This window comes from Kitasatospora sp. NPDC023385 (genome assembly GCF_055664045.1).
On the sequence record NZ_JBVOOL010000006.1, the window covers coordinates 140,874 to 163,976 of the forward strand.

29 protein-coding genes are annotated in these 23,103 nt (G+C 73.7%); 20 read left to right on the forward strand and 9 right to left on the reverse strand.

Annotated elements, in window-relative coordinates:
- Positions 1–38 precede the first annotated feature (38 nt).
- Positions 39–1,043, forward strand: a complete 1,005-nt coding sequence (locus AC0B61_RS12140; protein WP_471740549.1) for an alpha/beta hydrolase — start codon at positions 39–41, stop codon at positions 1,041–1,043.
- Positions 1,044–1,219: 176 nt separating this feature from the next.
- Entirely contained in the window at positions 1,220–1,876 is a 657-nt protein-coding gene (locus AC0B61_RS12145) for a class I SAM-dependent methyltransferase (RefSeq protein WP_471740550.1), read from the forward strand.
- A gap of 40 nt (positions 1,877–1,916) precedes the next feature.
- Here AC0B61_RS12145 and AC0B61_RS12150 read toward each other — a convergent pair whose 3' ends face one another.
- The gene (locus AC0B61_RS12150; protein ID WP_471740551.1) at positions 1,917–2,477 is read right to left on the reverse strand and encodes a hypothetical protein; all 561 of its coding nucleotides are present in this window, start codon (positions 2,475–2,477) and stop codon (positions 1,917–1,919) included.
- A 431-nt stretch (positions 2,478–2,908) separates the two neighbouring features.
- On the opposite strand from AC0B61_RS12150, the gene AC0B61_RS12155 reads away from it, so the two are divergent.
- Positions 2,909–3,406 (forward strand): hypothetical protein, encoded by a 498-nt coding sequence (locus tag AC0B61_RS12155; protein WP_471740552.1) that lies wholly within the window; start codon positions 2,909–2,911, stop codon positions 3,404–3,406.
- Positions 3,407–3,469: 63 nt separating this feature from the next.
- On the opposite strand, the gene AC0B61_RS12160 is transcribed toward AC0B61_RS12155, so the two are convergent.
- Positions 3,470–3,697 (reverse strand): hypothetical protein, encoded by a 228-nt coding sequence (locus tag AC0B61_RS12160; RefSeq protein WP_471740553.1) that lies wholly within the window; start codon positions 3,695–3,697, stop codon positions 3,470–3,472.
- A gap of 512 nt (positions 3,698–4,209) precedes the next feature.
- On the opposite strand from AC0B61_RS12160, the gene AC0B61_RS12165 reads away from it, so the two are divergent.
- Positions 4,210–4,413 (forward strand): cold-shock protein, encoded by a 204-nt coding sequence (locus tag AC0B61_RS12165; protein ID WP_030918248.1) that lies wholly within the window; start codon positions 4,210–4,212, stop codon positions 4,411–4,413.
- A 369-nt stretch (positions 4,414–4,782) separates the two neighbouring features.
- On the forward strand, positions 4,783–6,342 hold the full coding sequence (locus AC0B61_RS12170) for a DEAD/DEAH box helicase (RefSeq protein WP_471740554.1): 1,560 nt from the start codon (positions 4,783–4,785) through the stop codon (positions 6,340–6,342).
- Between the two features lie 90 nt (positions 6,343–6,432).
- On the opposite strand, the gene AC0B61_RS12175 is transcribed toward AC0B61_RS12170, so the two are convergent.
- A complete protein-coding gene (locus AC0B61_RS12175) occupies positions 6,433–7,521 on the reverse strand; it encodes a vWA domain-containing protein (RefSeq protein WP_471740555.1) in 1,089 nt (362 codons plus the stop codon).
- A 258-nt stretch (positions 7,522–7,779) separates the two neighbouring features.
- Here AC0B61_RS12175 and AC0B61_RS12180 point away from each other — a divergent pair, with 258 nt between their 5' ends.
- The 7 genes from AC0B61_RS12180 to AC0B61_RS12210 all read left to right on the forward strand — a co-directional run bounded on the left by AC0B61_RS12180 (position 7,780) and on the right by AC0B61_RS12210 (position 11,887).
- A complete protein-coding gene (locus AC0B61_RS12180; protein ID WP_471740556.1) occupies positions 7,780–8,376 on the forward strand; it encodes a TetR/AcrR family transcriptional regulator in 597 nt (198 codons plus the stop codon).
- A gap of 185 nt (positions 8,377–8,561) precedes the next feature.
- Positions 8,562–8,993, forward strand: a complete 432-nt coding sequence (locus AC0B61_RS12185; RefSeq protein ID WP_471740557.1) for a hypothetical protein — start codon at positions 8,562–8,564, stop codon at positions 8,991–8,993.
- Between the two features lie 276 nt (positions 8,994–9,269).
- Positions 9,270–9,548 carry a hypothetical protein gene (locus AC0B61_RS12190; protein ID WP_471740558.1) on the forward strand — a complete coding sequence of 93 codons (279 nt, stop codon included), beginning with the start codon at positions 9,270–9,272 and terminating at the stop codon, positions 9,546–9,548.
- A gap of 125 nt (positions 9,549–9,673) precedes the next feature.
- Positions 9,674–9,886, forward strand: coding sequence for a cold-shock protein (locus AC0B61_RS12195; RefSeq protein WP_471740559.1), 213 nt, complete (start codon positions 9,674–9,676; stop codon positions 9,884–9,886).
- 429 nt (positions 9,887–10,315) lie between these two features.
- A complete protein-coding gene (locus AC0B61_RS12200; protein WP_471740560.1) occupies positions 10,316–10,585 on the forward strand; it encodes a hypothetical protein in 270 nt (89 codons plus the stop codon).
- 306 nt (positions 10,586–10,891) lie between these two features.
- On the forward strand, positions 10,892–11,344 hold the full coding sequence (locus AC0B61_RS12205; RefSeq protein WP_471740561.1) for an iron chaperone: 453 nt from the start codon (positions 10,892–10,894) through the stop codon (positions 11,342–11,344).
- A 318-nt stretch (positions 11,345–11,662) separates the two neighbouring features.
- A complete protein-coding gene (locus AC0B61_RS12210) occupies positions 11,663–11,887 on the forward strand; it encodes a hypothetical protein (protein ID WP_471740562.1) in 225 nt (74 codons plus the stop codon).
- A gap of 27 nt (positions 11,888–11,914) precedes the next feature.
- Here the strand turns inward: AC0B61_RS12210 and AC0B61_RS12215 are convergent, their stop codons facing one another.
- The 3 genes from AC0B61_RS12215 to AC0B61_RS12225 all read right to left on the reverse strand — a co-directional run bounded on the left by AC0B61_RS12215 (position 11,915) and on the right by AC0B61_RS12225 (position 14,629).
- Positions 11,915–13,162 (reverse strand): PP2C family protein-serine/threonine phosphatase, encoded by a 1,248-nt coding sequence (locus AC0B61_RS12215; RefSeq protein WP_471740563.1) that lies wholly within the window; start codon positions 13,160–13,162, stop codon positions 11,915–11,917.
- A gap of 88 nt (positions 13,163–13,250) precedes the next feature.
- A complete protein-coding gene (locus AC0B61_RS12220) occupies positions 13,251–13,964 on the reverse strand; it encodes a VC0807 family protein (protein ID WP_471740564.1) in 714 nt (237 codons plus the stop codon).
- Positions 13,965–14,029: 65 nt separating this feature from the next.
- Positions 14,030–14,629 carry a TetR/AcrR family transcriptional regulator gene (locus AC0B61_RS12225; protein WP_471740565.1) on the reverse strand — a complete coding sequence of 200 codons (600 nt, stop codon included), beginning with the start codon at positions 14,627–14,629 and terminating at the stop codon, positions 14,030–14,032.
- Between the two features lie 275 nt (positions 14,630–14,904).
- Between AC0B61_RS12225 and AC0B61_RS12230 the strand changes: the two genes are divergently transcribed.
- Positions 14,905–15,147 (forward strand): hypothetical protein, encoded by a 243-nt coding sequence (locus AC0B61_RS12230; RefSeq protein WP_471740566.1) that lies wholly within the window; start codon positions 14,905–14,907, stop codon positions 15,145–15,147.
- 170 nt (positions 15,148–15,317) lie between these two features.
- On the opposite strand, the gene AC0B61_RS12235 is transcribed toward AC0B61_RS12230, so the two are convergent.
- On the reverse strand, positions 15,318–15,737 hold the full coding sequence (locus AC0B61_RS12235; protein ID WP_471740567.1) for a DUF8189 domain-containing protein: 420 nt from the start codon (positions 15,735–15,737) through the stop codon (positions 15,318–15,320).
- A 221-nt stretch (positions 15,738–15,958) separates the two neighbouring features.
- Here AC0B61_RS12235 and AC0B61_RS12240 point away from each other — a divergent pair, with 221 nt between their 5' ends.
- A complete protein-coding gene (locus AC0B61_RS12240; protein WP_471740568.1) occupies positions 15,959–16,237 on the forward strand; it encodes a hypothetical protein in 279 nt (92 codons plus the stop codon).
- A 39-nt stretch (positions 16,238–16,276) separates the two neighbouring features.
- Here AC0B61_RS12240 and AC0B61_RS12245 read toward each other — a convergent pair whose 3' ends face one another.
- Positions 16,277–16,579, reverse strand: a complete 303-nt coding sequence (locus AC0B61_RS12245) for a hypothetical protein (RefSeq protein ID WP_471740569.1) — start codon at positions 16,577–16,579, stop codon at positions 16,277–16,279.
- Positions 16,580–16,595: 16 nt separating this feature from the next.
- On the opposite strand from AC0B61_RS12245, the gene AC0B61_RS12250 reads away from it, so the two are divergent.
- A complete protein-coding gene (locus AC0B61_RS12250) occupies positions 16,596–16,793 on the forward strand; it encodes a hypothetical protein (protein ID WP_471740570.1) in 198 nt (65 codons plus the stop codon).
- Between the two features lie 67 nt (positions 16,794–16,860).
- On the opposite strand, the gene AC0B61_RS12255 is transcribed toward AC0B61_RS12250, so the two are convergent.
- On the reverse strand, positions 16,861–17,892 hold the full coding sequence (locus tag AC0B61_RS12255) for a glycosyltransferase family 2 protein (RefSeq protein ID WP_471740571.1): 1,032 nt from the start codon (positions 17,890–17,892) through the stop codon (positions 16,861–16,863).
- Between the two features lie 237 nt (positions 17,893–18,129).
- Here AC0B61_RS12255 and AC0B61_RS12260 point away from each other — a divergent pair, with 237 nt between their 5' ends.
- The 5 genes from AC0B61_RS12260 to AC0B61_RS12280 all read left to right on the forward strand — a co-directional run bounded on the left by AC0B61_RS12260 (position 18,130) and on the right by AC0B61_RS12280 (position 23,015).
- The gene (locus tag AC0B61_RS12260) at positions 18,130–18,948 is read left to right on the forward strand and encodes a methyltransferase domain-containing protein (RefSeq protein WP_471740572.1); all 819 of its coding nucleotides are present in this window, start codon (positions 18,130–18,132) and stop codon (positions 18,946–18,948) included.
- 172 nt (positions 18,949–19,120) lie between these two features.
- Positions 19,121–19,321: a hypothetical protein gene (locus AC0B61_RS12265; protein WP_471740573.1), complete on the forward strand. Its 201-nt coding sequence runs from the start codon at positions 19,121–19,123 to the stop codon at positions 19,319–19,321.
- A gap of 135 nt (positions 19,322–19,456) precedes the next feature.
- Positions 19,457–21,529: an NAD-dependent DNA ligase LigA gene (ligA, locus tag AC0B61_RS12270; RefSeq protein WP_471740574.1), complete on the forward strand. Its 2,073-nt coding sequence runs from the start codon at positions 19,457–19,459 to the stop codon at positions 21,527–21,529.
- Positions 21,530–21,560: 31 nt separating this feature from the next.
- A complete protein-coding gene (locus AC0B61_RS12275; RefSeq protein ID WP_471740575.1) occupies positions 21,561–21,686 on the forward strand; it encodes a hypothetical protein in 126 nt (41 codons plus the stop codon).
- Between the two features lie 90 nt (positions 21,687–21,776).
- Entirely contained in the window at positions 21,777–23,015 is a 1,239-nt protein-coding gene (locus AC0B61_RS12280) for a serine hydrolase domain-containing protein (RefSeq protein WP_471740576.1), read from the forward strand.
- Positions 23,016–23,103: the final 88 nt, after the last annotated feature.

The following is a 23,103-nucleotide window of genomic DNA, read 5'->3' on the forward strand; positions in this document are numbered from 1 at the left end:
GCGAGGCGGGGCGGGGCGGGGCGATTCAGGGGGGCCTGATGGTGGACGGATCGGTGGCTCGGCGGGTACCCCCGCCGGATCCGCAGGTACGGGCCGCGGTGGCGGCCGCCGGTGAGCGGGCACGACAGGTGCTCACCCCGGAGGGCCTGACGGCGTGGCAGGAACGGGACGCCGCAGCCCGGCCCCGTCCGACGCTCGACCGGTTGCGCGACGGCGGCCGGTTCGAGGTGGAGGAGCTGCGCGTACCGCGGGCCGACGGCGACAGCGACGTCACACTCGTCAGCGCGCGGCCCGCCGGGGTCCGCGAGGAGCTGCCGCTGCTGTACTACCTGCACGGCGGCGGGCTGGTGACGGGCAACGCGTGGTCCGTCCTGCCCCGGCTGCTGCGCACGTGGGCGCTGCCCCTGGGGTTGGCGGTCGTGTCCGTCGAGTACCGGCTGGCGCCGCACACCCGCTTCCCCGGGGCCGTCGAGGACTGCTACGCCGGACTCGTCTGGGCCGCCGAGCACGCGGACGTGCTGGGCGTGGACGCGCGGCGCGTGGTCATCGGTGGCAAGAGCGCCGGTGGCGGCCTCGCCGCGGCCCTGGCCCTGCTGGCCCGCGACCGCGGCGCCCCGGCCCCGGCCCCGGCCCCGGTCGGCCAACTGCTGCTGAGCCCGATGCTCGACGACCGCGGCGACACCTTCTCCAGCCACCAGATGGCCGGCCACGACACCTGGGACCGCACCTCCAACGCCACCGCCTGGCAGGCCGCGCTCGGCAGCCGGTACGGCGCCGCCGACCTCTCGCCGTACGCCGCCCCGGCCCGCGCCACCGACCTGTCCCGGCTGCCTGCGGCGTACGTCGACGTGGGGTCCGCCGAGACGCTCCGGGACGAAGCCCTCGCCTACGCCGACGCGATCTGGCAGGCAGGCGGCGAAGCCGAACTGCACGTGTGGCCCGGCGCCTGCCACGGCTTCGACACCCTCGCCCCACACGCGGCCGTCACCCACGACGCCCACGACGCCCGCACCCGCTGGCTACGCCGCATCCTCCACCGCTGAGCCCCGCACAGGCCCCAGGCAGCGACAGCCTCCGGCCAGGCCTGCGGGGCCCGTGGGCGAGCCCCGATCCCGTCGAGGGCTCGGCCGGCATCGAGGGTCGCCTTCGGAAACCGTTCGAGTGCGGTCTTCCGCCGGGCGGGGCGGGGTTGTCGGGGGTGACCGGGAGGATGGCGGGCATGAGTGATCGATCCGCCGCCATCGCCGACTACTGGGACTCCGCCGCTTCGTCCTTCGACGACGAGCCCGATCACGGGCTGAGGGCCGAGCACACGCGGGCTGCCTGGGCCCGGTTGTTGGAGGCGTGGGTGCCCTGCGGCCCGGTCGACGTGCTCGACGTCGGGTGCGGGACGGGCTCGCTGTCCCGGTTGCTCGCGCAGGCCGGACATCGTGTCACCGGGGTGGACCTGGCGCCGAAGATGGTCGAGCGGGCTCGGGGGAAGCTGGCGGCGGCCGGGTTGGCGGCCCGTTTCCTGGTGGGGGACGCAGCCGAGCCGCCGACCGGCGGTGCGGTGTTCGACGTCGTGTTGTCCCGTCACCTGGTGTGGACGCTGCCCGACCCTGAGCGCGCGTTGCGGCAGTGGGTGGGCCGGCTTCGGCCGGGCGGCCGGCTGGTGCTGGTCGAGGGCCGCTGGCGTGAGTCCGGGTGGAGCGGTGTGCCGTACGTGGCCGGGGCGGAGTTGCTTCCGTGGAGCGGCGGCGTCGCCGCGGACGACCTGGCGGCCGTCGTGCGGCCGCTCGTGGCCGATCTGCGGATCGAGGCGCTCGGCGCGGACGCGGACCTGTGGGGCGGGCCGGTGAACGACGAGCGGTACGCCTTGATCGCCCGGGTCTGAGGTCTCGCGGCGGGCCCCGGTGGCGGTGGTCGGGTCGCGATCAGTCGGAGGTGGTCGGGGCGCCGGGGTGGTCGACCCGTTGCGCGACGGTCGCCGTCCACTGGGGGAACTGCGCCACGGGTACCGCGGCCGCGGCAGCGAAGTCGGGGCGGAGCGAAGCGGCGGGCAGGAAGGCGACCTGGCAGCGTCGGCACAGCCACGTTGCCCGCCACACCTCTTGGAGGTGCTGCCACTGGTCGTGGGTCTGCGGCCACGGGTCCGCCGTGTCGCTCCGGCGGCTTCGGTGCTCGAAGTGGACGGCGAGTCCGATGCCCAGGAGGATCGCGGCGAGAAGGAGCGCGCCGTAGTGGTAACCGACCCGGTAGGCGGCGTCGGAGCTGCCGGCGTCGTCGCCGGAGAGCAGCGTGCGCAGGCCGAGGAGGCCGAGGAGGCCGGCCACGACGAAGAGGGTGATCGCGGCCGCGCTCGTGCCCCCGGGCTCGGGGGGCATCGACAGCAGTTCCCGCGTCGGCGGGTCGAGGGGCCGGTCGCTGTCCAGCAGGGCTTTCCGCACGGCGGCGGTTTCGTCCGCCGCGGCGCACGTCGGGCAGGTGACGCTCATCGAGGGGTGACTCCGAGGGTGGTGCACGGTGTAAGCGGAAGGCCCGTAGTACAGCACAGCGGCTGACTGCCCGTACGACCCGCCCCGGCTCTCGGCGGAAGGCCTGGCACCTCGGCACCGCGGCGGACGGCGCTGCGAGCGCATCGCGCCAACGGGAACAGCGATTTCGGGACAGCCGGGAGGCCGGGCCGCTCCCCTACGATGATCCGCAAATCAGAAGGATCACCTGGGGTAAGTCATGCTGTTCCCAAGTGAATTGACGAGATGTCAGCACCGCTGGCCGGTGGCGGTCGCCGCTCCCGCCGCCTCCGTGGCCAGGTGAGCCACCTGGCCGTCCTGGAGGCTCCATCGACGTCTGGTACCTGCAGCCGGTCGCCGACAAGCCCACCTGCCTGTGGTGGGATCCGTTCATCAACGGCCAGCCGAACGGGGTGCCCGAACAGCTGGTGCAGGGCCGGGAGAAAGTCTTCTACGGTTCGGTCTACGACCACGGCGGCCCGGGCGGGGCACCCGGCGCCGCGAAGCAGAGGGGCTACATCGCCGCCTGCAGCCGCCCCGGCAGTACGCACGCGGGCTTCGAGTTCTTCCGCCAGCAGGACCAGGGCGAGGACGTACAGGCACTGCTCGACCACGATCCGCTCACCATGCCGGTGCTCGCCCTCGGCGGCCAGGACAGCATGGCCGGGTCGATCGGCGCGCAGATGACCAACGTGGCCACGGACGTGAGCCAGCGGTGGCGCCACACGCCAACCGCTGACCCGGTCGTCCCGGGCACGCGGGCGGCGCGGGGCCTGGCGCCGCGCCTCCGTGGCAGGACGATCGGCCGACTCGTGGTCGGGCGGCAGGAGGCCGACGCGGTGGTGGCCGGCGGCCTCGCAGTCCGACGGTCGGGACGGTCCGGCGGTCGGAACAGTCCGGCGATCCGGTGATCTGGACGGTCCGGCCGCGAGTTGTGGGGCGCCCCGGGCCGAGGAGGCCGGGGGCGCCCGGGGTCAGAGTTTGAACATTTCGGTGTACGGCTGGGTGATGCGTTCCTGCCGTGAGCCGAAGTCGACGAGTACCGCGATGTCGCTGTCGCCTTCGACAGCGATGGCCCGGCCGAGGCCGAACCTGTCGTGGGTGACCCGGTCGCCGACGGCGAAGTGCTTGCGCGGCGCCTCCACCCGGGCCTTGAAGGGGCTGGTGGGCAGGGGGCGGCGTACTGCTGCAAATTTCGTCATTCCCTCCAGTATGCGCCGGAAGGCGGGAGCGTGGGTCTTTCCGGCGCATACGAGTTCGGGGCGGCCCGGAAACGCCCGGGCGCGCCGTCCCCCGCGCCCCCTCGACGGCGCCGGCGGGGGCGGTGCGCCGTCCTCGCGGGGGCTGCCGCCACGCCGCCGGCGCGCCGCCCCCGCGGAAAAACTTTTCCGGCGATCCACCGGCCCCGGCGGGGCGTGTCGGCATGCCCAACCGGCTTGCGCTCCAAGCGGGTTGGCGGCCCCGCCCGTCCGGGCGCGGCCGCCCGGGAGGGGCCCCCGCGAAACCCGCGGCGAAATAATCCGCCACAACCGGCCGAGGCCTGCTAGAGTCGACGTTAGTTGCAGTAGTGGTTCCCATGAACTTTGTGTGCGCCTGCTGATGTATTGCAGGCGCATTTTTGTTTCCCGGCTCTTCCCCGGGTGGGTGCTCAACGCGGCGACTCGGATTTCGCACTGTGCGTTTTCCGGACAGCCCCTTTGAAGGAGATTTCTTAATGGCTAATGGCACCGTGAAGTGGTTCAACGCGGAAAAGGGCTTCGGCTTCATCGAGCAGGAGGGTGGCGGCCCCGACGTCTTCGCCCACTACTCGAACATCAACGCCAATGGCTTCCGTGAGCTGCTCGAGGGCCAGAAGGTCGAGTTCGACGTCACGCAGGGCCAGAAGGGCCCGCAGGCCGAGAACATTCGCCCGCTGTAGTTCTTCTGCCATGGCACCCGCCTAGCAGCGAGGGGCCCGCACCGCGCACATGCCCGGTGCGGGCCTTTCGGCATGGCGCCACGGCGCATTCCAGGCCGCTCAGGCCTCCTGGCTCCGCCACCGGCGGCCATCCCCACGCGAGACGCTCAGCGTCGCGTCCGGATCGGCGCCCTGCCGTGACATCGCACGGTTCGAGGTTCTTCGCTCCCGCCCCTTCGCGGTGAGCGCCGACCGTAGGTGACGTGCCGCACGGTTCTACCGTCCACGCTCCGACCGTCATATTTCCGGCCCGTTCCCTTGCGGTCTCCCCCGGCGCCCCGCGCCGCGGAGCCTTCCTCGTGACGTGCCGCCCTGAGGAAGGTTTCCCGTATGAACCGCTCCAGTCGTTCTTCGTACCAGAGCGCCGGCTCGCGCTCCGCCGCCGGCTCCCGCTCCGGCAGCTCCTACGGCTCCCGCTCCGGTGGCAGCTCCTTCTACGGCGACCGGCCCGCCGGCGGCCGGCGCTCCTCCGGCCGGAGCTCCCGTCAGGGCTCGTCCGTGCAGGGCGAGTTCGCGATGCCGGTGAGCACCACCCCGGCGCTGCCGGCCGTCGAGGCCTTCGACGAACTCGACATGCCGAAGGCGCTGCTGTCGGTGCTGACCCGCCAGGGCGTCACCACGCCGTTCCCCATCCAGGGCGCGACGCTGCCGAACTCGCTGGCCGGCCGTGACGTCCTCGGACGAGGCCGCACCGGCTCCGGCAAGACCATCGCGTTCGGCCTCGCCCTGCTGGCCCGCACCGCCGGGCAGAAGGCCGAGCCGCGCCGCCCGCTGGCCCTGGTGCTGGTCCCCACCCGCGAGCTCGCGCAGCAGGTCACCACGGCCCTCACCCCCTACGCCCACGCGGTGCGCCTGCGGATGGCGACCGTGGTCGGCGGAATGTCGATCGGACGCCAGGCGCAGGCCCTGAACCGCGGCGCGGAGGTCGTGGTGGCCACCCCCGGCCGGCTCAAGGACCTGATCCAGCGCGGCGACTGCCAGCTGGACGGCGTCGGCATCACGGTGCTCGACGAGGCCGACCAGATGGCCGACATGGGCTTCCTGCCGCAGGTCACCGAGCTCCTGGGCCAGGTCGCCGAAGGCGGCCAGACGATGCTGTTCTCCGCCACCCTGGACCGCAACGTCGACCGCCTGGTGCGGACCTTCCTCAAGGACCCGGTCACGCACTCCGTGGACCCGTCCGCGGGAGCCGTCAGCACCATGGAGCACCACGTGCTCCACGTGCAGAACTTCGACAAGAACGCCACCATCGCCCACATCGCCTCCCGCGAGGGCCGGGTGATCATGTTCATCGACACCAAGCACGGCGCGGACCGCCTCGTGGACGACCTGCTCGCCAACGGGGTGAAGGCCGCGGCCCTGCACGGCGGCAAGTCCCAGCCCCAGCGCACCCGCACCCTGGAGCAGTTCCGCACCGGCCAGGTCACGGCCCTGATCGCGACCAACGTCGCCGCCCGGGGCATCCACGTCGACGGGCTCGACCTGGTCGTCAACCTGGACCCGCCGAACGACCACAAGGACTACCTCCACCGCGGCGGGCGCACCGCCCGGGCCGGCGAGTCCGGCACCGTCGTCACCCTGGTGCTGCCCAACCAGCGCCGCGAGATGGCCCGCATGATGACCACCGCCGCCATCACCCCCGTCACCACCCGCGTCAGCGCCGGCGACGAGGACCTGACCCGCATCACCGGCGCCCGGGTGCCCACCGGCATCCCCACCGTGATCGCCGACCCCGTCGTCGAACGCCCCCGCCGCAGCCCGTCCGCGAACCGCGGCCGCCGCGGCCGCCCCGCCGCCACCGCCGGCGACTCCCGGGCCGCCTCGAGCCGCGACAGCCAGGGCTCCCCCGCCCGCCGCCGGGCGCCCAGGCGCGCCCCCGTCGCCGCGTAGCACCGCCTGCCCCGGGCCGGACTGCCCCGGGCGGCGAGGTCGACGGCGTCGACCTCGCCGCCCGGGGCCTGCCCATGAGCGCAGGGCCCGCTACAGGATGACCAGCAGCTTGGTGCCCGGCACCAACTTCCGGTTGACGGACGTCGACTGGACGAACACGGTGTACGACGGGTTGTCACCCGGCTTCACCGCGACCTCCGACCCCGGCAGGCCGAGGAGTTGGCGGGCCGCCGGGCCCGAGAACACCCGGCCCGTCATCCGGCCGGTGGCCGGGTCCTTCTCCGCCACCGCCAACTGCTTGGTGCCCTGGACCTTCTCGCGCTTGGACAGCTCGTAGAAGGCGCAGCCGGTCTTGTACGGGTGCCCGGCGCTGGTGACGAAGTCGCGGATCGGCGTCTGCTCGTCGACCGGGATCAGGATGTACTTGCCGGCGTCCAGGGCGTCGAGGTTGGCCTTCACCTCGGCGGTGTTGAGGTCCTGGCCCATGGCGAACAGGTTCCTGGTGCCGCGCACGCCCTGCTCGCGGCCGCGCAGGAAGCTGGTGGCCGCCGCCTTGACGGTGCCGATGGCCTCCTCGACGCCCTTGCTGGAGTCCGCGTCCCAGATCGCGATGTTGCCCGCCGGGAAGCCGTACTCCTGAGCGGTGCGCTTGGCCAGGGAGTTGGGGACCAGGATCGCCGACGTCCAGTGGTCGGGGAGGTCGTCCATGGCGCTCTGGATGCGGTTCATCCAGGTGCGCAGGACGGCGGTGCCCCGGTCGTTCATGCGGGTGTGCATCCGGCCGGTCTCGCAGTAGCCGGAGGCGTTCTCCTCTCCGTCGGTGACGACGACCTGCAGGAAGGAGTGCTCCCCGTACCCCTCCCAGATGTTCTTCAGGTCGTCGACGGACTTCACGGCCGCCTCGATCAGCGCCGTCGCGCCGTTGTCGACCTTGTAGAGGCCGCGCAGGGACGGCAGGTGCTTGACGTCCATGTCCCAGACCAGGTTCTGCACCTCGTGGTCGAAGGCGTAGAGGCTGATGCGGGTCTCGTGGCCGAGCCGGTCGGACTCCTCCTGAAGGCCCTTCACGAACTCGTCCACCACCCGGACGAGCTGCGCCTCGTGCTGGCGCATCGAGCCGGACTTGTCGACCACGAGCGAGACGTGGTTGACCTTGTGCTTGATCCTGGCCACAGACATGCTTCCGCCCTTTTCGCACGCTCTTGCGGCGCCTTTCGGCGCCCCCTCCGACGTTGTTTCCACACTAGGAGGGGGCTCTGACACCCCGTGGGGTCGAGACGGCCCCGCGCCGGGCACAGCAGGCAGCGGGTGCGCAGCGGGAGGTGGGGCTGGGAGGTGGGGCCGGGAGCGCTTCGGCCGCCCTAGAATCGGATCGAGGTTCCGCTTGAAAGCGGAACGCCGATCCGTTTTGTCGATGTCCGGCGGAAGGGGAGCGCGGTGCCCGCCGCAGGCCAGTCCAGGGAGCCGTCCGCCCGCAGTCAGCGGGCCGACGCGGTCCGCAACCGGCAGGCGCTGCTCGACGCCGCCGCCGAAGTGTTCGTGACCGCCGGCGTCGACGCGCCGATCCGCCGGATCGCGGCCCGGGCGGGCGTCGGGCTCGGGACGATCTACCGCCACTTCCCCACCCGCGCGGACCTCGTCGTCGCCGTCTACCGCCACCAGGTCGAGGCCTGCGCCGAAGCCGGCCCGAGCCTGTTGGCCGACGCCGCCTCCCCGCTCGCGGCGCTCCGCCAGTGGGTCGACCTCTTCGTCGACTTCCTGGTCACCAAGCACGGACTCGCCAACGCACTGCAATCCGACAGCGGCGGCTTCGACGCGCTCCACGCCTACTTCCTCGACCGCCTGGTGCCGGTGTGCACGCAACTCCTCGACGCCGCCGCCGACGCCGGGGAAATCAGGCCCGGTACGCACGCCTACGAACTGATGCGCGGCATCGGCAACCTCTGCGCCGGACACGACGGCGATCCCCGCTACGACCCGCGCCGGCTGATCGAACTGCTCCTCCGAGGCCTGGGCCGACCGCAGTCGCCCTGATGCTCGGGGTCACCTCGTGGCTCCGCAGCTTCGTGGCTCCGTGGCTTCCCGGGGTGGGCCCTGCGGTGACAGAGCGTGCAGCGGGGGCGTGGAGGCGCCGGAATGCGCGGGTTGTGCCACGGGCGTTGTCCATGGATTTCGGTGAATGCCCGCGCGACAGCGTCCCGTGGGTCGATCATGTTCGGGTGCCGATCACCCCGAACCCGCCCCCGCCCGCCGGCCCCTCGTCCTGGGACGAACGGCTGGAAACCCGAATCGGGGTGTGCGCGGCCCAGTTGTCCTGGTGGGGCCACGACTTCACCGACGGGGCCTGGCCCGACACCGAGGACCTGGCCGTCCTGCTCGCCCGCACCGTGCGCGAGGCCGCCGAGATCCCCTCGATGCGGTCCGCCCACCACGCGCTGACCACCGCCCTCGGCTCGGTGCACGCCGCCGAACGATGGATGCGCCCGTACTGCGCCGCCTCCCCGGCCATGGCCTGCCGGCACCTGCACCAGGCCACGGAGCACCTGGAGGCCGCCCGCCGGCACCTCGCCGACGCCGCACCGCCCGGCCGCCCCTCCCTCCCCCCGCAGCGCGGGGACGGGCAGGGCGCCGGAAGCCCCGCAGGGGCGTAGCGCGCGCGACGGCGGACGGGCGCGGACGGGCGCGGACGGGCGCCGAACGGCGGCGGTGCGGTGCCGCGCCGGGGCGCCGGTCGGTGTCACATGTTCGTCTGCTTCAGCCGGCCGAGGCGTTCGCGGCCCTGGGCTGCCCAGTTCTCGACGCCGTCGGGGTGCAGCTGGTTGGCCCACCGGCCGAGGGTCGTGCGCTGCACGGCGGCCGGAACGGCCTCCGCGACCGGCGGCTGGAGCTGCTCCGGGGCGCCCGTCCCGGCCGGCTACGTCATCACCATGTACAACTCGAGCGGCTGCAGCAACCACGGCTCGTGGTACCAGCAGCCCGCCCAGGACCGCCTGTGGACCTGCTCCGGCTCGCCGATCGTCTCCGGCTACGTGCTGACGGGCTACGACCCGCAGGGCTGCAGCGGCGTCGGCGCCTGGTTCCACCAGCTGGTCCGCAACGGCATCTGGACCTGCCCCTACTCTCCGATCCCGGCTGGGTACCGCAGCACCACCTACGACGCCCGCGGCTGCAACGGCCTCGGCGCCTGGCTCACCATCAAGGCCTGAGCACCGGGCCCGGGCACCGGGCCCGGGCACCGGGCGGGCGTGACGCGGGTGACCTTTGGCGGTCATCGCCTCACGCAACGTGAAAGGATCACCGTCGGCAACACATCACATCATCAAGGGGAGACATGGCAGAGCGACAGAACGGCACGGTCAAGTGGTTCAACGACGAGAAGGGGTACGGGTTCATCACCCCGGAGTCCGGCCCTGACCTGTTCGTTCACTTCCGCTCGATCGAGGGCAGCGGCTTCAAGTCCCTGGTGGAAGGGCAGAAGGTCACCTTTGAGGCCGTCCAGGGCCAGAAGGGCATGCAGGCCGACAAGGTGCACGTCGAGGAGTAGGCCCCCGGTCCCGGACGCGCCCCGAAGCACGCAAGGGCTCCGGGCGCGTCCGGTGCGGGCGGTACGTTCACGGACGGTACGTCCACGGGCGGTACGTCCGGCGCGTCCGGGAGGGGCGGGTACGTCCGGGCGGTTCGGCCGGGCGGCGGCGGTCTCCGGACGGCCGATCGGCACCGCCGGTTCGCGTTCCCGGCCCGCACGGCCCCGGCACTCGGAAGGCCCCCCGTGCGTCTGCTCCGCCCGACTGATCCCGGGAGATCCTCGTCCGATCCGCATTCCCGCAGGTCGGCGCGGTGTGTCTGACGGGCAGTGAGGTCCGGTCGGGCGGTGGCAGCGCTTGCGAGGGGTGGCAGCGCATGGCTGTCTGAAGTCGTGCGGGGCCGACCGGCGCCGCCGCTTCACCCCCTGACCTCCGTGGAGGATCTTTCCATGCGTGCTCTCAAGCGTGTCCTGGCCGTCAGTGCTCTCACCGCCCCTCTCGTGATCGGCTGCGCCGGTCTGGCTTCCGCCCACGAAGGCATGAGCGCGGACTTCGGCAAGGGCGCGTTCATCGCGAACCAGAACGGCGCCGGTGTCGCGGCCGTCGAATCCTCCGTCTCCCCCGACGGGATCTCGCACGCCGACTTCTGGATCTGGGCCGACGACAACGGCGTCTCCGGCTCGTTCTCGGGCTCGGGCGCCAGCTGGAGCAACAGCTGACGAAGTCCCTGCCAACGGGGCGCGTGACACCGGTCACGCCCTGCCGGACCAGGCCCTGGGCGGGCGCTCTGATGCACCTTCGGAGCGCCCGCCCGGGGCCTTTTTGCGGCGGTCGGGGCTGCGCGGCGGTCGGGGGCGGGCTCCGCCGGGGGCGCAGCGGGGGCTCGGCCGGGCCGGGTCTTCGTGGTGTTCTCCGTGGGCGATACGGGAGCGGCCCGTGCTCCGGCGGGGGGAGGATGTGATCACGGCGATCGGGCCCGGCCCGGGCCCATCGGTCGGCCGTGACTCACGACACCAGGGGTGACCATGACCAGCGACGAGAGCAGCAAGCACGCCGGGTTCTCCGCCGAGGAGCGGGCCGCTATGAAGGACCACGCGCAGGAGCTGAAGAAGGCCGCGCGCAGGACCTCCCAGGCCGAGAAGGAGGCCGAGGCGAGGCAGGACGTGCTCGCGAAGATCGCCGAGATGCGCGACAGCGACCGGGCCATGGCCGAACGCGTGCACGCCGTCGTCACCGCGGCCGCCCCCACCCTCGCGCCCAAGCTCTGGTACGGGATGCCCGCGTACGCGCTGGACGGCAAGGTCGTCTGCTTCTTCCAGAGCGCCGAGAAGTTCAAGTCCCGCTACGCCATGCTCGGCTTCAGCGACCAGGCCCGGCTGGACGACGGCTCGATGTGGCCGACCTACTTCGCCCTGGCCGAGGTCTCCGCGCAGGTCGAGGAGCGCATCGCGGACCTGGTGAAGCGCGCCGTGGCCTGAGGCCCGTCGGCGCCCTGCCGTCCAACCAGGCCTGAATCCGGTCGAGTTGGGCGGCGGCGAGCGGATTGCCGTCGGTCCCGGTGCGGGCCCCGGGCGGCTCCGGGCCGCATCCGCGACGTCACCCCGGTGCGGAGCGGCGGCGGCCCTCCGAGGCGCGGCGGCCGGCTTCGGGTTACGGTCGGAAGGCCGACCGGGCCCTTGGGCGCCGCGTTCCGGTGCCCGGCCCCGCCCGTCCGCCGTCCGTTGCGGAACCGGGCGGCCGGGGCACCCGCTCGGCATCCCAGGCGCTGATGCCGCCACCGACGAGGGGAACAGGCCATGCCCACGCCCGACGACGAGAAGCAGCCGGACGAACGTACGCGGGAGCGGTCCGCCGAGGAACGTTCGATCACGGCCCCCACCCCGGCCGACGTCCGGGCCAAGGCCGAGACCAGGGCCAGGAACGGGATGAAGGACGGGCCCAAGGGCGGGGCCAAGGCCCGGGCCGGGGCGGACGACGACGAGGAGCCGGAGGCGCCGGCGGCGGACACCGCGGCACCGTAGGCGGCGCTGCTAAGGGCTGCCCCGGGCTCAGGGCCCGGCTCCGGGCCGGTGCGGGTGCCACTCCGCCAGCAGGATCGTGGCGTCGTCGCGCAGCTGGTGGTCCTGGTGCGTGACCAGGGCGTGGATCAGGTGGCGCAGGGCCTCGGGGGCGGGTTCCCCGCCGGCCATGTGCTGGACGAGGGTGTCGGTCAGGCGGCGCTCCCCGAAGAGTTCGCCGGAGGCCGAGCGGGCCTCGGTGACCCCGTCGGTGTAGACCAGCACCCGGTCCCCGGGCTGCAGCCTGGCGTGGTGGACGGCCTGCGGCCCGTGCTCGTGGAAGCCGAGCCCGAGCGGCAGTTCGGCGCGTCGGCGCAGGGCCCCCGGGACGACGCGGCGGTCCCGGATGAGCAGCGGCGGCGGGTGGCCGCAGTTGACCCAGGACAGCTCGCCGGTGGCCGTGTCGAGGTCGGCGACCACCGCGGTCAGCAGCCGGTCCGGGATCCACCGGGCCAGTGTGCGGTCGATGGTCCGGGCGATGTCGGCCAGGCCGCCGCCGGCCCGCCGGGTGGAGCGGCAGGCGGCCAGGGCGACCGAGCTGGTGCCCCCGGAGGCTAGGTCGTGGCCCATCGCGTCGAACACGGACACGTGCAGGCGCCCGCCCGCCATGGCGTGGTCGAAGGCGTCCCCGCCCACGTCGTAGGCCGGCTCCATGACCGCGCTGGAGGTGATGTCGCGGGTACCGATGGTGCGCGGCGGCAGGAACGCCCACAGCAGCTCGGCCTGCAGGCTCATCGGCTCCGTGCGTCCGACTCCGACGATGACGTCGCTGTACGCGCCCTTGGACACCACCAGCAGGGCGACCAGGGCCGCCAGGGCCTCGCAGTTCTCGACGGTGCGGCCGTCCCGTGCGCCGCCTTCGATCCTCAGGACGCCGATCCGCTCGACCCCGTCGACCAGCGGGAACCAGGCGACGGCGGGCGATCCGGAGGAGAGCTGGGTCTGCTGCAGCCGGTAGGCGCGGCCGCCGAGCGTCCCCTCGATGTCCACCCGGCGGTCGAGGGCCCGGCCTTCGTTCTCGTCCCCGTCCCCGAAGCCGGGCAGTGGTACGAGGTGGCGCTGCTGGACGTCGACCAGGAAGACCCTCGCGCCGTCGGCGCCCAGCCCGCGGGCCGACTCCCGCACCAGGCCGGGCAGCTCCGCCGGCCCGCTCGCCCGGGACCGGGCCAGCAGCCGGGCCAGCACGCCGCCCGGCCCCCCGTCCGGCAGCGCGCCCGGCACCGCGTCGTCGCAGCTCACCGTCTCGCACCTCCCGTCGGGTCGGCGCCTACCCAGTGCCGGCCCGATGCTGCGCGCCCCGGCCGAGGGACCGGGGCGTTCTCGGGTGTCAGACCTTCAAGCCGTGGCGGTTGACGTACCAGAAGTGGAAGCCGAACAGCCCGCCCAGCACCGCCAGCCACTGCAGCGTGTTCACCAGCGGCACCAGGTCCACCGGCAGGGTCGAGGCCAGGACCACCCGGATCACGGCGTCCACGGCGAAGCCGAGGCCCCAGACCGCGGTGAGCGTCCGCAGGTGGCGGCGGAAGACCGCGTCGTGGTCCCAACGCCCCACCCACTCCTCGGCGCCCGCCTCGCCGATCTTGGCGGCGACGATCGAACGCGCGGCGGTCAGCATGAACGGGCGCCGCGTCGCCAGGGTGCCCAGCACCCAGAGCCCCAGCACGCCGAACACCCAGCTGTCGCGCACCAGCAGCACCCGCGGGCTGCCGCTGACCGCCGACATCAGCGCGCCGACGACGATCATCAGCAGGGTGAAGGCCGGCAGCACCTCGACCCGGCGGCTGCGCACCATGCCGAGCACCAGCCACGGCACCAGCAGCACACTGCTGACCAGGAGCGCGGCCCACTGGCTGAGCCCCACGCCGTGCAGCACGTAGAACCCGCCGAGCGGCAGCGCCAGTTCGAAGACCAGTGACCTGGCCAGCGCCCGCTTGGCGGCTCGGGCCTTCCGACCCGTCTGCTGCGCGGTTTCCTGCTCGGTGTGCTGCGCGGTGTGCTGCGCGGTGTGCTGTGCGGCCGGCTTGTTCACGGTCTCCCCCATCACGCCCGTCCCTCCCATGACTGCCTCTCCCCTGTCCTGTGTGGCCCGCTGATCCGGGTGGCGCGCTACGGTGCGGCGCGGGTGGCCCGGTCGAAGGTGTCCGCCAGTTCGCGGCCGGCCTCGGTGACGTCGAAGGTCGGATCCCCGACCCAGCGCATCACCACGGCGTCGATCGCCCCGCGCAGCGCGACGAGCATCAGCCGGGGGTCGAACTCCCGGAACTCGCCCGCTTCCTGCGCCGCGCGCACCACCTGTTCCTGGATCTCCATCGCCGTCCGCACGGAGTCCTGGTAGCCCACGTTGGCCGGGTCGTCCCCGCCGAGGTTGGGCAGCACCTCGATCAGCGCCTTCAGGTGCTGGGGCCAGACCGCGAGCAGTTCGACGTTGGACTCGACGAACGCCCGCAGCCGGGCGCGCGCGCCCTCGGCGGCGCCGATCCGGGGCGCCATGAACGCGGTGGTCACCCGGGTCACTTCGGCGACGACCTCGTGCATCAGGTCGTCCTTGCCGGCGAAGTGGTACGAGATCATCCCGGTGCTGCTCAGCCCGGCCTGCTTCGCGATCCGACTGAACGAGGCCTTCGCGTAGCCCAGTTCGGCGACCACTTCGATGGCGGCCTGCACGATCTGCGCCCGGCGCCCCGACTCGGTGAACGTCCGGCCCACCCCCACCCCTCCTCCTTGCCTTCGCAAGCAGGTTCTTGCTTGCCTGAGCAAAACTGTAGAGCAGTTTGCTCGGCCGAGCAATAACTTGCCCAGGTGAGCAAACGTAGGCGCGGTTCGGGGCTACGGGAGTGCGAGGGCTTACGGCAGTGGAGGGGCCGCGCTGGGCGGCGGCGCATGTGCCGGGGCGGGCGGGGTAGGCGGCGGTCGCGGCGGGCCCCGGTCCGGTACCCCCTCCCCCAGGCCGGGCCCGCCGCCGCAACGGAACGGAGGACACCATGACCACGCAACCGCTCCCGGCCGCGGCCCCCGTCGACGGCCCTTCCCTGCTCGCCGTCGGTGTGCCCGCCCTGATCATCGCCGTGCTGCTCATCGGCGCGTTCGCCTGGGGCAGCCACCGCATCACACGCCGCCGGCCCCCGCGAACGGCCCAGGGCGCCGCCGGGGCACGCGCCGACTCCTGGCGCACCCCTGACGGCGAGGGCCCGCGCGGCCGCGGGCAGGCACCCCCCGGCCGCTGAACCGGCGGGCCGTACGCGGCCCGTGTCGCCGCTCTCGGCGGAGCGGCGGTCCTGCGCGTTCCTCCGATCACGGGATGCCGCCGGGATGTCGCCGGGAGCAGCCGGGCAGCAACGGGCAGCAACGGGCCGGGCGGTCGCGGGATTCCGCGGCCGCCCGGCCGGCGGGGCAGCTAGGAAATCCGGTACCAGGCGGTCCAACTGCCGCTCGCGGCGCGGCTGCGGCCCCACAGGTGGCCGTCCGTGCCCTTCGCGCCGATCTCGAAGTTGCCGCCGCCCATGTCGGTGGCGACGATGTCGACCCCGCCGATCATGTAGCCGCCCAGGGACGTCCAGGCGCTCTTCTTGCCGGACGTGTCGGTCCAGCGCGTCCACACGGCGTGGTCGGTGCCGATGACGAACACCTCTCGGCGGCCGTCCCGGAAGGCGTACTCCGTCATGCCGGGCTGGCCGAACTCGCCGCCGCACAGGTACTCGCCGCCCCAGACGGTGCTGGTGCAGTGCATCGGCTCCGCGGACGCGCTGGCGGGCGCCGCGGTCAGCGCGACACCGGCGAGAACGGCGGCGGCCAACACCGTCTTGATCTTCTTCATGGGTACTCCCCACTCGGTACGGACCGAGGCCGACCCCTTCACCGGGCGGCCCCCTCAGTTGAGGTGACGGCCGCTCGGATCCGGCGGGTTCAACCCGGCGCCGGCCGCGCTTCGGCCGCTCCGGGGCGCCCCGGAGAGCTTCGGACCGCTCACGCCGCACGAGGGCCCGAGGTTCGCACGGGTGGTGATCACCACCGGTCCGGGCGCGGGACAATGGGCGGGTGACCGGCAGTCAGCTCCCCCGAGGCATCACCGCCCTGATTCCCAGCGCCCCCGCCCCCGCCACGCCGGGCGAGCGGGCGGCGTCGCAGCTCCTCCATCTGCGCACCGCGGAGGTGCCCCTCCCGTTGCTGGCCGCGGCCGTGGAGCTGATCGCCCCGCAGGTGGAGAGCGAGGACCCGGTGACCCGCGCGGTGGCCGCCGACGTCCGGTCCCGCCTGCTCGCCGTGCTCGACGGCGCCGTCCCGCGCGCCGCCGCCTCCCGTCCGGGCCCGGCCTGAGCCTGTGTCGCCTCGGCGCGCGGACTCGGCGCGCCGGGGTCAGCCGCGCCGCAGCGGCCCGACGAGTTCGTCGACCAGCCACTTCGCCACGCCCGGCGGGTAGGGACTCCGCAGGCTGAGCACGAGGTGGGTGAAGCCGGCGGCGATCAGCTCGGCGAGGGCGGCCCGGTCCCCGGCCGGGTCGTCGTAGGAGACGATGTACTGGACGGAGCGCGTGATCGTCCGCGGGTCGCGGCCGATCTCGGCGCAGTGGGCGTCCAGGACGCGGCCGCGTTCGACGAGGCGGTCGAGGGTGTTGTGGGGCGGGCCGGGGACGTTCCAGATGTCCGCCTGCTCGGCCACCAGGCGCAGCAGGCGCGTGCCCCAGCCGCCGATGAGGACGGGCGGGCCGTGGGGCTGGACGGGCTGGGGGCGGGAGCTGCTGGCACGGGCCGAGCTGGTCCGGCTGGAGGCCGAACGCCGCTTCCTGGCGCCGCTGGCGCCGGCCGAGGCGGAGCTGTTCCTGCGGGCGTTGCGGACGCTCGACGCGGGGCCCGCCGGAACCGACGGCCGGTAGGGCCGCGGGCGCCGTTTTCGTCCGGCCCGACCCCGGCCCGCCCCGGCCCGACCCCGGTCAGCGCCGGTCAGCGCCGGCCGGCGGCCTGGCGGGTGCGGCGGGCGAGGCGGTGCAGGCGCTGGACGGCGACGAAGCGGTGCATCCGGTCGGCCAGCGTCAGGCCGTACTTGAGGCGCAGCTGGGTGCTCAGGCCGGTGAGCCGGTCGGGGCCGATGGCGTGGAGCAGCCGGCTGACGTGCTGCTGGTAGGCCTCGCGGTAGGCGCGGTCGCCGTCCGGGACGGACCAGAAGAACATCGGGATCTCCTCGACCAGGCAGTTGCGGTCGTAGGCGCGCAGGTGCTCGGCGAACGCCGGCTCGGGGCGGGCGAGCAGCCACTCCCGGACCAGCTCCATCGAGCGGACCCGGTCGACCAGGCCGCGCGGGTCGGTCTTCTTCTGGGTGATGGACAGCGCGCCGTCCTCGCGGACCCGCCAGTGGTAGACCGGGTCGGCGAGCACGTCGACCCGCTCGGCGAGGAAGTGGTGGGGCACGCTGACGGGGGCGTCCTCGTACAGGATGCCCTCGGGGTAGAGGATGCCCGCGGCGTCGAAGAAGGAGCGCCGGTAGACCTTGTTCCAGGCGGTCCGGTCGGTGACCAGGGCGGGGAGTTCGCTGACGTGGGTGCGCAGCCGGGTCTCGCGGAACGGGCGGCGGTGGGCGTGCGAGGGGGTGAGGCCGGTGGTGCGCAGGCGCATCGCGTTGCCGGTGGCGAAGTCGGAGCCGGTCTCGTCCAGCGTGCGGATCATCAGTTCGTACGCGTGCGGGGGCAGGGTGTCGTCGCTGTCGACGAAGGCCAGGTACTCGGTGCCGGGGGTGAGGTGGCGCCAGCCGGTGTTGCGGGCGGCGCCCAGGCCCTTGTTCTCCTGCCGGACCAGGCGGAAGCGCGGGTCCTGGTCGGTGTAGGCCTGGGCGATGGCGGGGCCGTCGTCGGTCGAGCCGTCGTCGACCAGGACGCATTCGAAGTCGTCGAAGGTCTGGGCCCGGATCGAGTCCAGGCACTCCCGGAGGTAGCGCTCGACGTTGTAGATCGGGACGACGACGGACAGGCGCGGGGCCATCGGGCGGCCTTTCGCTCAGGAGCGGACGGGCCGGCCGGGCCGGGCGGGCACGCACCGCCGACGGCCGATCACCGGCAGTGGCCCGAATGTAGGGACCGCACAAGGCTAGGGGACGGACGGGTGGTGTCTTCGAACTTTCCGGCTGGTGGAACGGACATGTCCGGTGCCGCCCCGGCGCCGAACGGGCGCCGCCCCGACGGCGGCGGCCCGGACGGCGCCTTTCCTATAGTGAGGGCCATGACCGACCCCCGCCCCACCTCGGCCTTCCACGCGGCCAACACCGACCCCGCGGTCACCGAGCGGCTGACCGCTGCCCTGGACGTCCAGGCCGCCAACCCCGGTGTGCGGCGGCTGCGCGCATGGGCGCACGCCCACCTCGCCGCGCGCCCCGGCGAGCGGGCGCTGGACGTCGGCTCCGGCACCGGCTCGGAGACCCAGGTGCTCGCGGCGGCCGTCACCCCGGACGGCACCGCGACCGGCCTCGAACCCAACGCCGGGCTGCGTGCCGTCGCCGAGCGGCGCGCCGCCGAGGCCGGCAGCCCGGCCCGCTTCCTGGACGGCGACGCGCTCGCGCTGCCGCTGCCCGACGCCGACGCCGACGTGGTCTGGTGCGAGCGCGTCCTGCAGCACCTGGCCGAGCCGGCCCGGGCCGTCGCCGAGATCGCCCGGGTGCTGCGTCCGGGCGGACGGGTCGCCCTGCTCGACACCGACTGGGCCACCTTCGTCCTCCACCCGGCCGCCCCGGAGATCCGCCCCGCGCTGGCCGCCGTCACCCAGGCCACCGCCGCCACCCCGGACGCCGGGCGCCGCCTGGCGGGCTGGCTGGCCGAGGCGGGCCTGGCCGTCGACGAGCTCGGCGCCGACGTCCTCCTGCACGACCCCCGCACCGTCAGCGGGCCGATCGTGCGCGGACTCGGCGCGGCGGCCCTGCAGCGGAACCTGATCACCGAGGAGCAGCGCGACCGGCTCCACGCCGACCTCGAAGCCGCCGCCGGGCAGGGCGCCTTCCACCTGTCGGTGACGATGTTCGCCGTCATCGCCCACCGGCCCCGCTGACGCCCCGCTGCCCGCCGCGCGCTGCGCCGCCATGCCTGCCGCGCGCACACCGGACAGGTGGCCGATTCACCCGGATGGAGTAGTTTTGTCGTGCTCCGCCCGCCGTACTCTCGCTTCCAGCAGACCATCGAAGGACCGTGCGTGCGGGCCACCAGGCGATGAGGTGATGGACATGCAGCAACCGTTGAGCGGAGACATGCCGGAATCGGCGTCCGAAGTCCAGCGACAGCTCTACACCGGATCGGAGCGCCCCTTCGACCCGGAGGACCTCGTGATGGCGTCGGGCCGCGACGTCACGCCCAGCCGTCTCACCTGGGCGAGGCAGCAGATCGAGCAGAAGGGCGCCGCAGCCCTGGAGCGCTACCTCCCCTGACCTGAGCCCCACCCCGCCCGGAGGCCCCGGCCCACCAGCCGGGCCCCGGGCGGGCGCCGGACGGACCCTGGCAGGCCTCGGGCGGTACATCCGTGCCCCGGTCGATTGTCAGTGCCAGTGGCGATGATGACGCCCATGAACGACGCCGCTCTGCTCACCCCCGGCGACTACGCCGACGCCGTCACCGCCGCCGTCCGGGCCTGCGCCGCCTACTACACCGACGGAGCCACCCCGCTCGGCGACGACGAGTACGACGCCCTGCTGCGCGCCATCGCGGCCTACGAGGAGGCACACCCGGGCGAGGCGCGGGCGGACTCCCCCACCGGGAAGGTCGCCGGCGGCGCGGTCGGGGGCGACGTGCCGCACAGCGTGCCGATGCTGTCGCTGGACAACGTCTTCTCGGCCGAGGAGCTCGCGGACTGGGCGGCCGGGCTGGAGCGGCGCCTGGGGCGCCCGGTGGCCGCCTGGTGCGTGGAGCCCAAGCTGGACGGCCTGGCGGTGGCCGCCCGCTACCGCGCCGGGCGCCTGCAGCAGCTGATCACCCGCGGCGACGGCCTCGCCGGCGAGGACATCAGCCACGCCGCGGACGCCGTCCTGGGCCTGCCCGCCGCGCTCGCCGAGCCCGTCGACGTCGAGCTGCGCGGTGAAGTCCTGCTCACCCGCGAGCAGTTCGAGCACGCCAACGAGGTGCGCACCGCCCACGGCGCCGTCCCCTTCGCCAATGCGCGCAACGGCGCCGCCGGCACCCTGCGCGCCAAGGACCGCCCGTACCGCGTCGAGCTGACTTTCTTCGGCTACGACGCCGTGGGGCTCGACGACGACCTCCCGCACAGCGCCCTCCTGGAGCGCCTGGCCGCCCTCGGGGCCAACACCGCCGCCACCACGGCCGCCCACCCGCTGGGCTGCGCCACGCTGGAGGAGGCGCAGCAGCGCATCGAGGAGATCGCCGCGCTGCGCAGCGCCCTGCCGTTCGGCATCGACGGCGTGGTGGTCAAGGCCGACTCCGCCGCCGACCAGCACGACGCCGGGTCGGGCTCGCGCGCGCCGCGCTGGGCCGTCGCCCGCAAGCTCGCCGCCGAGCACAAGGTCACCCGCCTGCTCGACGTCGAGTGGAACGTCGGGCGCACCGGCATCATCGCCCCGCGCGCGGTCCTCGAACCCGTCGTCATCGACGGCGTCACCGTCACCTACGCCACCCTGCACAACCCCGCCGACATCACCCGGCGCGGCCTCATGCTCGGCGACCAGGTGTTCGTCTACCGCGCGGGCGACGTCATCCCGCGCGTCGAGGCCCCGCTCGTCGACGAGCGCACCGGCGACGAACGGCCCATCGTCTTCCCCGGGTCGTGCCCCCGCTGCGGCGACGCCATCGACACCACCGAGCAGCGCTGGCGCTGCGCCCGGGGGCGAGACTGCCAGGCCGTCGCCTCGGTGATCTACGCGGCGGGCCGCGACCAGCTCGACATCGAGGGCCTGGGCGGCACCCGCGCCGTCCAGCTGGTCGAAGCCGGGCTGGTCACCGACCTCGCCGACCTCTTCGACCTCACCCGGGAGCAGCTCCTGGGGCTGGAGCGCATGGGCGACACCAGCACCGACAACCTGCTGGCCGCGATCGGGACCGCCCGCAGCCGCCCGCTCAGCCGGGTCTTCTGCGCGCTCGGCGTGCGCGGCACCGGGCGCACCATGTCCCGCCGCATCGCCGCCCACTTCGGCTCGATGGCCGTGATCCGGGCCGCCGACGCCGACACGCTGGCGGCGGTGGCCGGCATCGGCGCGGAGAAGGCCCGCGTCATCGTCGCCGAACTCGCCGACCTCTCACCGCTCCTGGACCGGCTCGCGGCCCGCGGCGTGGGCACCGCCGTCACCGCGCCCCAGGCCCCCGTCGCGGCGGCCGCCCGGCCCGACGGCGACGCGCCCCAGGCGCCGGCGGGCCCGGCCGGGGCCGCGGCCGGGCCGCTCGCGGGCGAGGCCGTCGTCGTCACCGGCAGCATGACCGGCCCGCTGGCCGCGCTCTCCCGCAACGAGATGAACGAGCTGATCGAGCGCGCCGGCGGCAAGGCGTCCTCGTCCGTCTCCAAGCGCACCACCCTGCTCGTCGCCGGCGAGAAGGCCGGCTCCAAGCGGGCCAAGGCCGAGGAGTTGGGCGTGCGGATCGTCACCCCCGACGACTTCGCCGTCCTCGTCGCCGACCACCTGCCCGGGGCCTGACCCGTCCGACGCCTGAGGCGCCACCACGCCGGTGCCGCTGACCTCCCCCCGCCCGGGGTGGGGGCCCAGCGGCTTGCCGACCTACTACACCTGCACCGACGACAACGGCCCGCACTGCCTCGACGGCAAGATCGCCAGCCTGCTCCCCCGGCACTGAGGGCCCCCGCGACGGGCCCGACGGGTGACGCTCGCGCGGGTCGGCGGGCGGCGGACCGGTGTACGGATGCCCCGTGCCGATACTGCGGGCATGACCCCCTCCCACAGACCGTCCCTGCTGTGCGTCGCCGCCGCCACCGCGCTCCTCGCCCTCACCACCCCGGTCACGGCCGCCGCCGCCGACGTCGGCGCGGCGGGCGACGGCGGCCACCGCCGTCCCTGCGTCGGTTCCCCGCCCCCCGACGGCGGCCCGGCGCTCGACGTGCTGCGGATCGCCGAGCAGGCCAAGACGGAGCTGGACCTCAAGTCCGTGATCCTGCGGGTCACCGTCGACGGCCGCGAGCTGGTCACGTCCGCGCTCGGCGAGTCGATGACCGGCGTCCCGGCGGAGCCCTCGATGCACTTCCGCAACGGCAACATCGCGATCAGCTACCTGGGCACGGCGCTGCTGCGCCTGGTCGACGAGGGCAAGGTCAACCTCGACGACCCCGTCGGGCGCTGGCTGCCCGACCTCCCGCACGACTACGGGCAGCGGATGACCCTGCGGATGCTCGGCGCCTCCACCACCGGCCTCGTCGACTACGTCACCAGCCCCGGATTCGGCGAGGCCGTCCATGCGGACCCGTTCCGCCAGTGGACCCCCGAGGAACTGGTGGGCATCTCCACCCGCCAGGACCTGTGGTACGAGCCGGGCACCAACTGGAGCTACTCGCACGCCAACTTCGTCCTGCTCGGCGCCGCCCTGGAGAAGATCACCGGAACCCGGCTCGACGTCCTGCTCCAGCAGCAGGTCACGGACCCGCTCGGACTGCGGGAGACCCGCAACAGCTTCACCCCCGACATCCCCACGCCCGTCCTGCACGCCTTCACCTCCGAACGCGGGACGTACGAGGAATCCACCTTCTGGAACCCCTCGTGGACCACCGCCCCCGGCGCGGTGGAGACCACCGACATCTGCGACCTGGCCCGCTCGGCCGTCGGCATCGGCTCGGGCGAACTCCTCTCCCCCGCCTCCTACCGGGAACTGCTGGACCCGGGGACGGTGGGCCTCGGCAAGCCGACCGCCACGTGCCCCGCGACGGTCTGCATCGCCCAGACCGAGGCCACCCACTACGGCATGGGCGTGCTCGTCCTGGACGGCTGGATCTCCCAACACCCCCTGTTCTTCGGCTACTCCGCCTCCCAGGACTACCTCCCCTGCGAACACCTGGCGATCGCCGTCTCGACCACCGAGGGGCCCAACGCCCCCGGCGGCCACAGCGCCCACACCATCGCCCAGCGCATCGCCGCCGCCCTCGCCCCGGACCACCCCATCCCCGACTTCGGCTGATCCGCCGCCCCGCTTGTACGCCAGCACGTCACCACGCCAGTACGCCAGTACGCCAGTACGTCACCGAGTTCACCGAAGACGCCGTCCG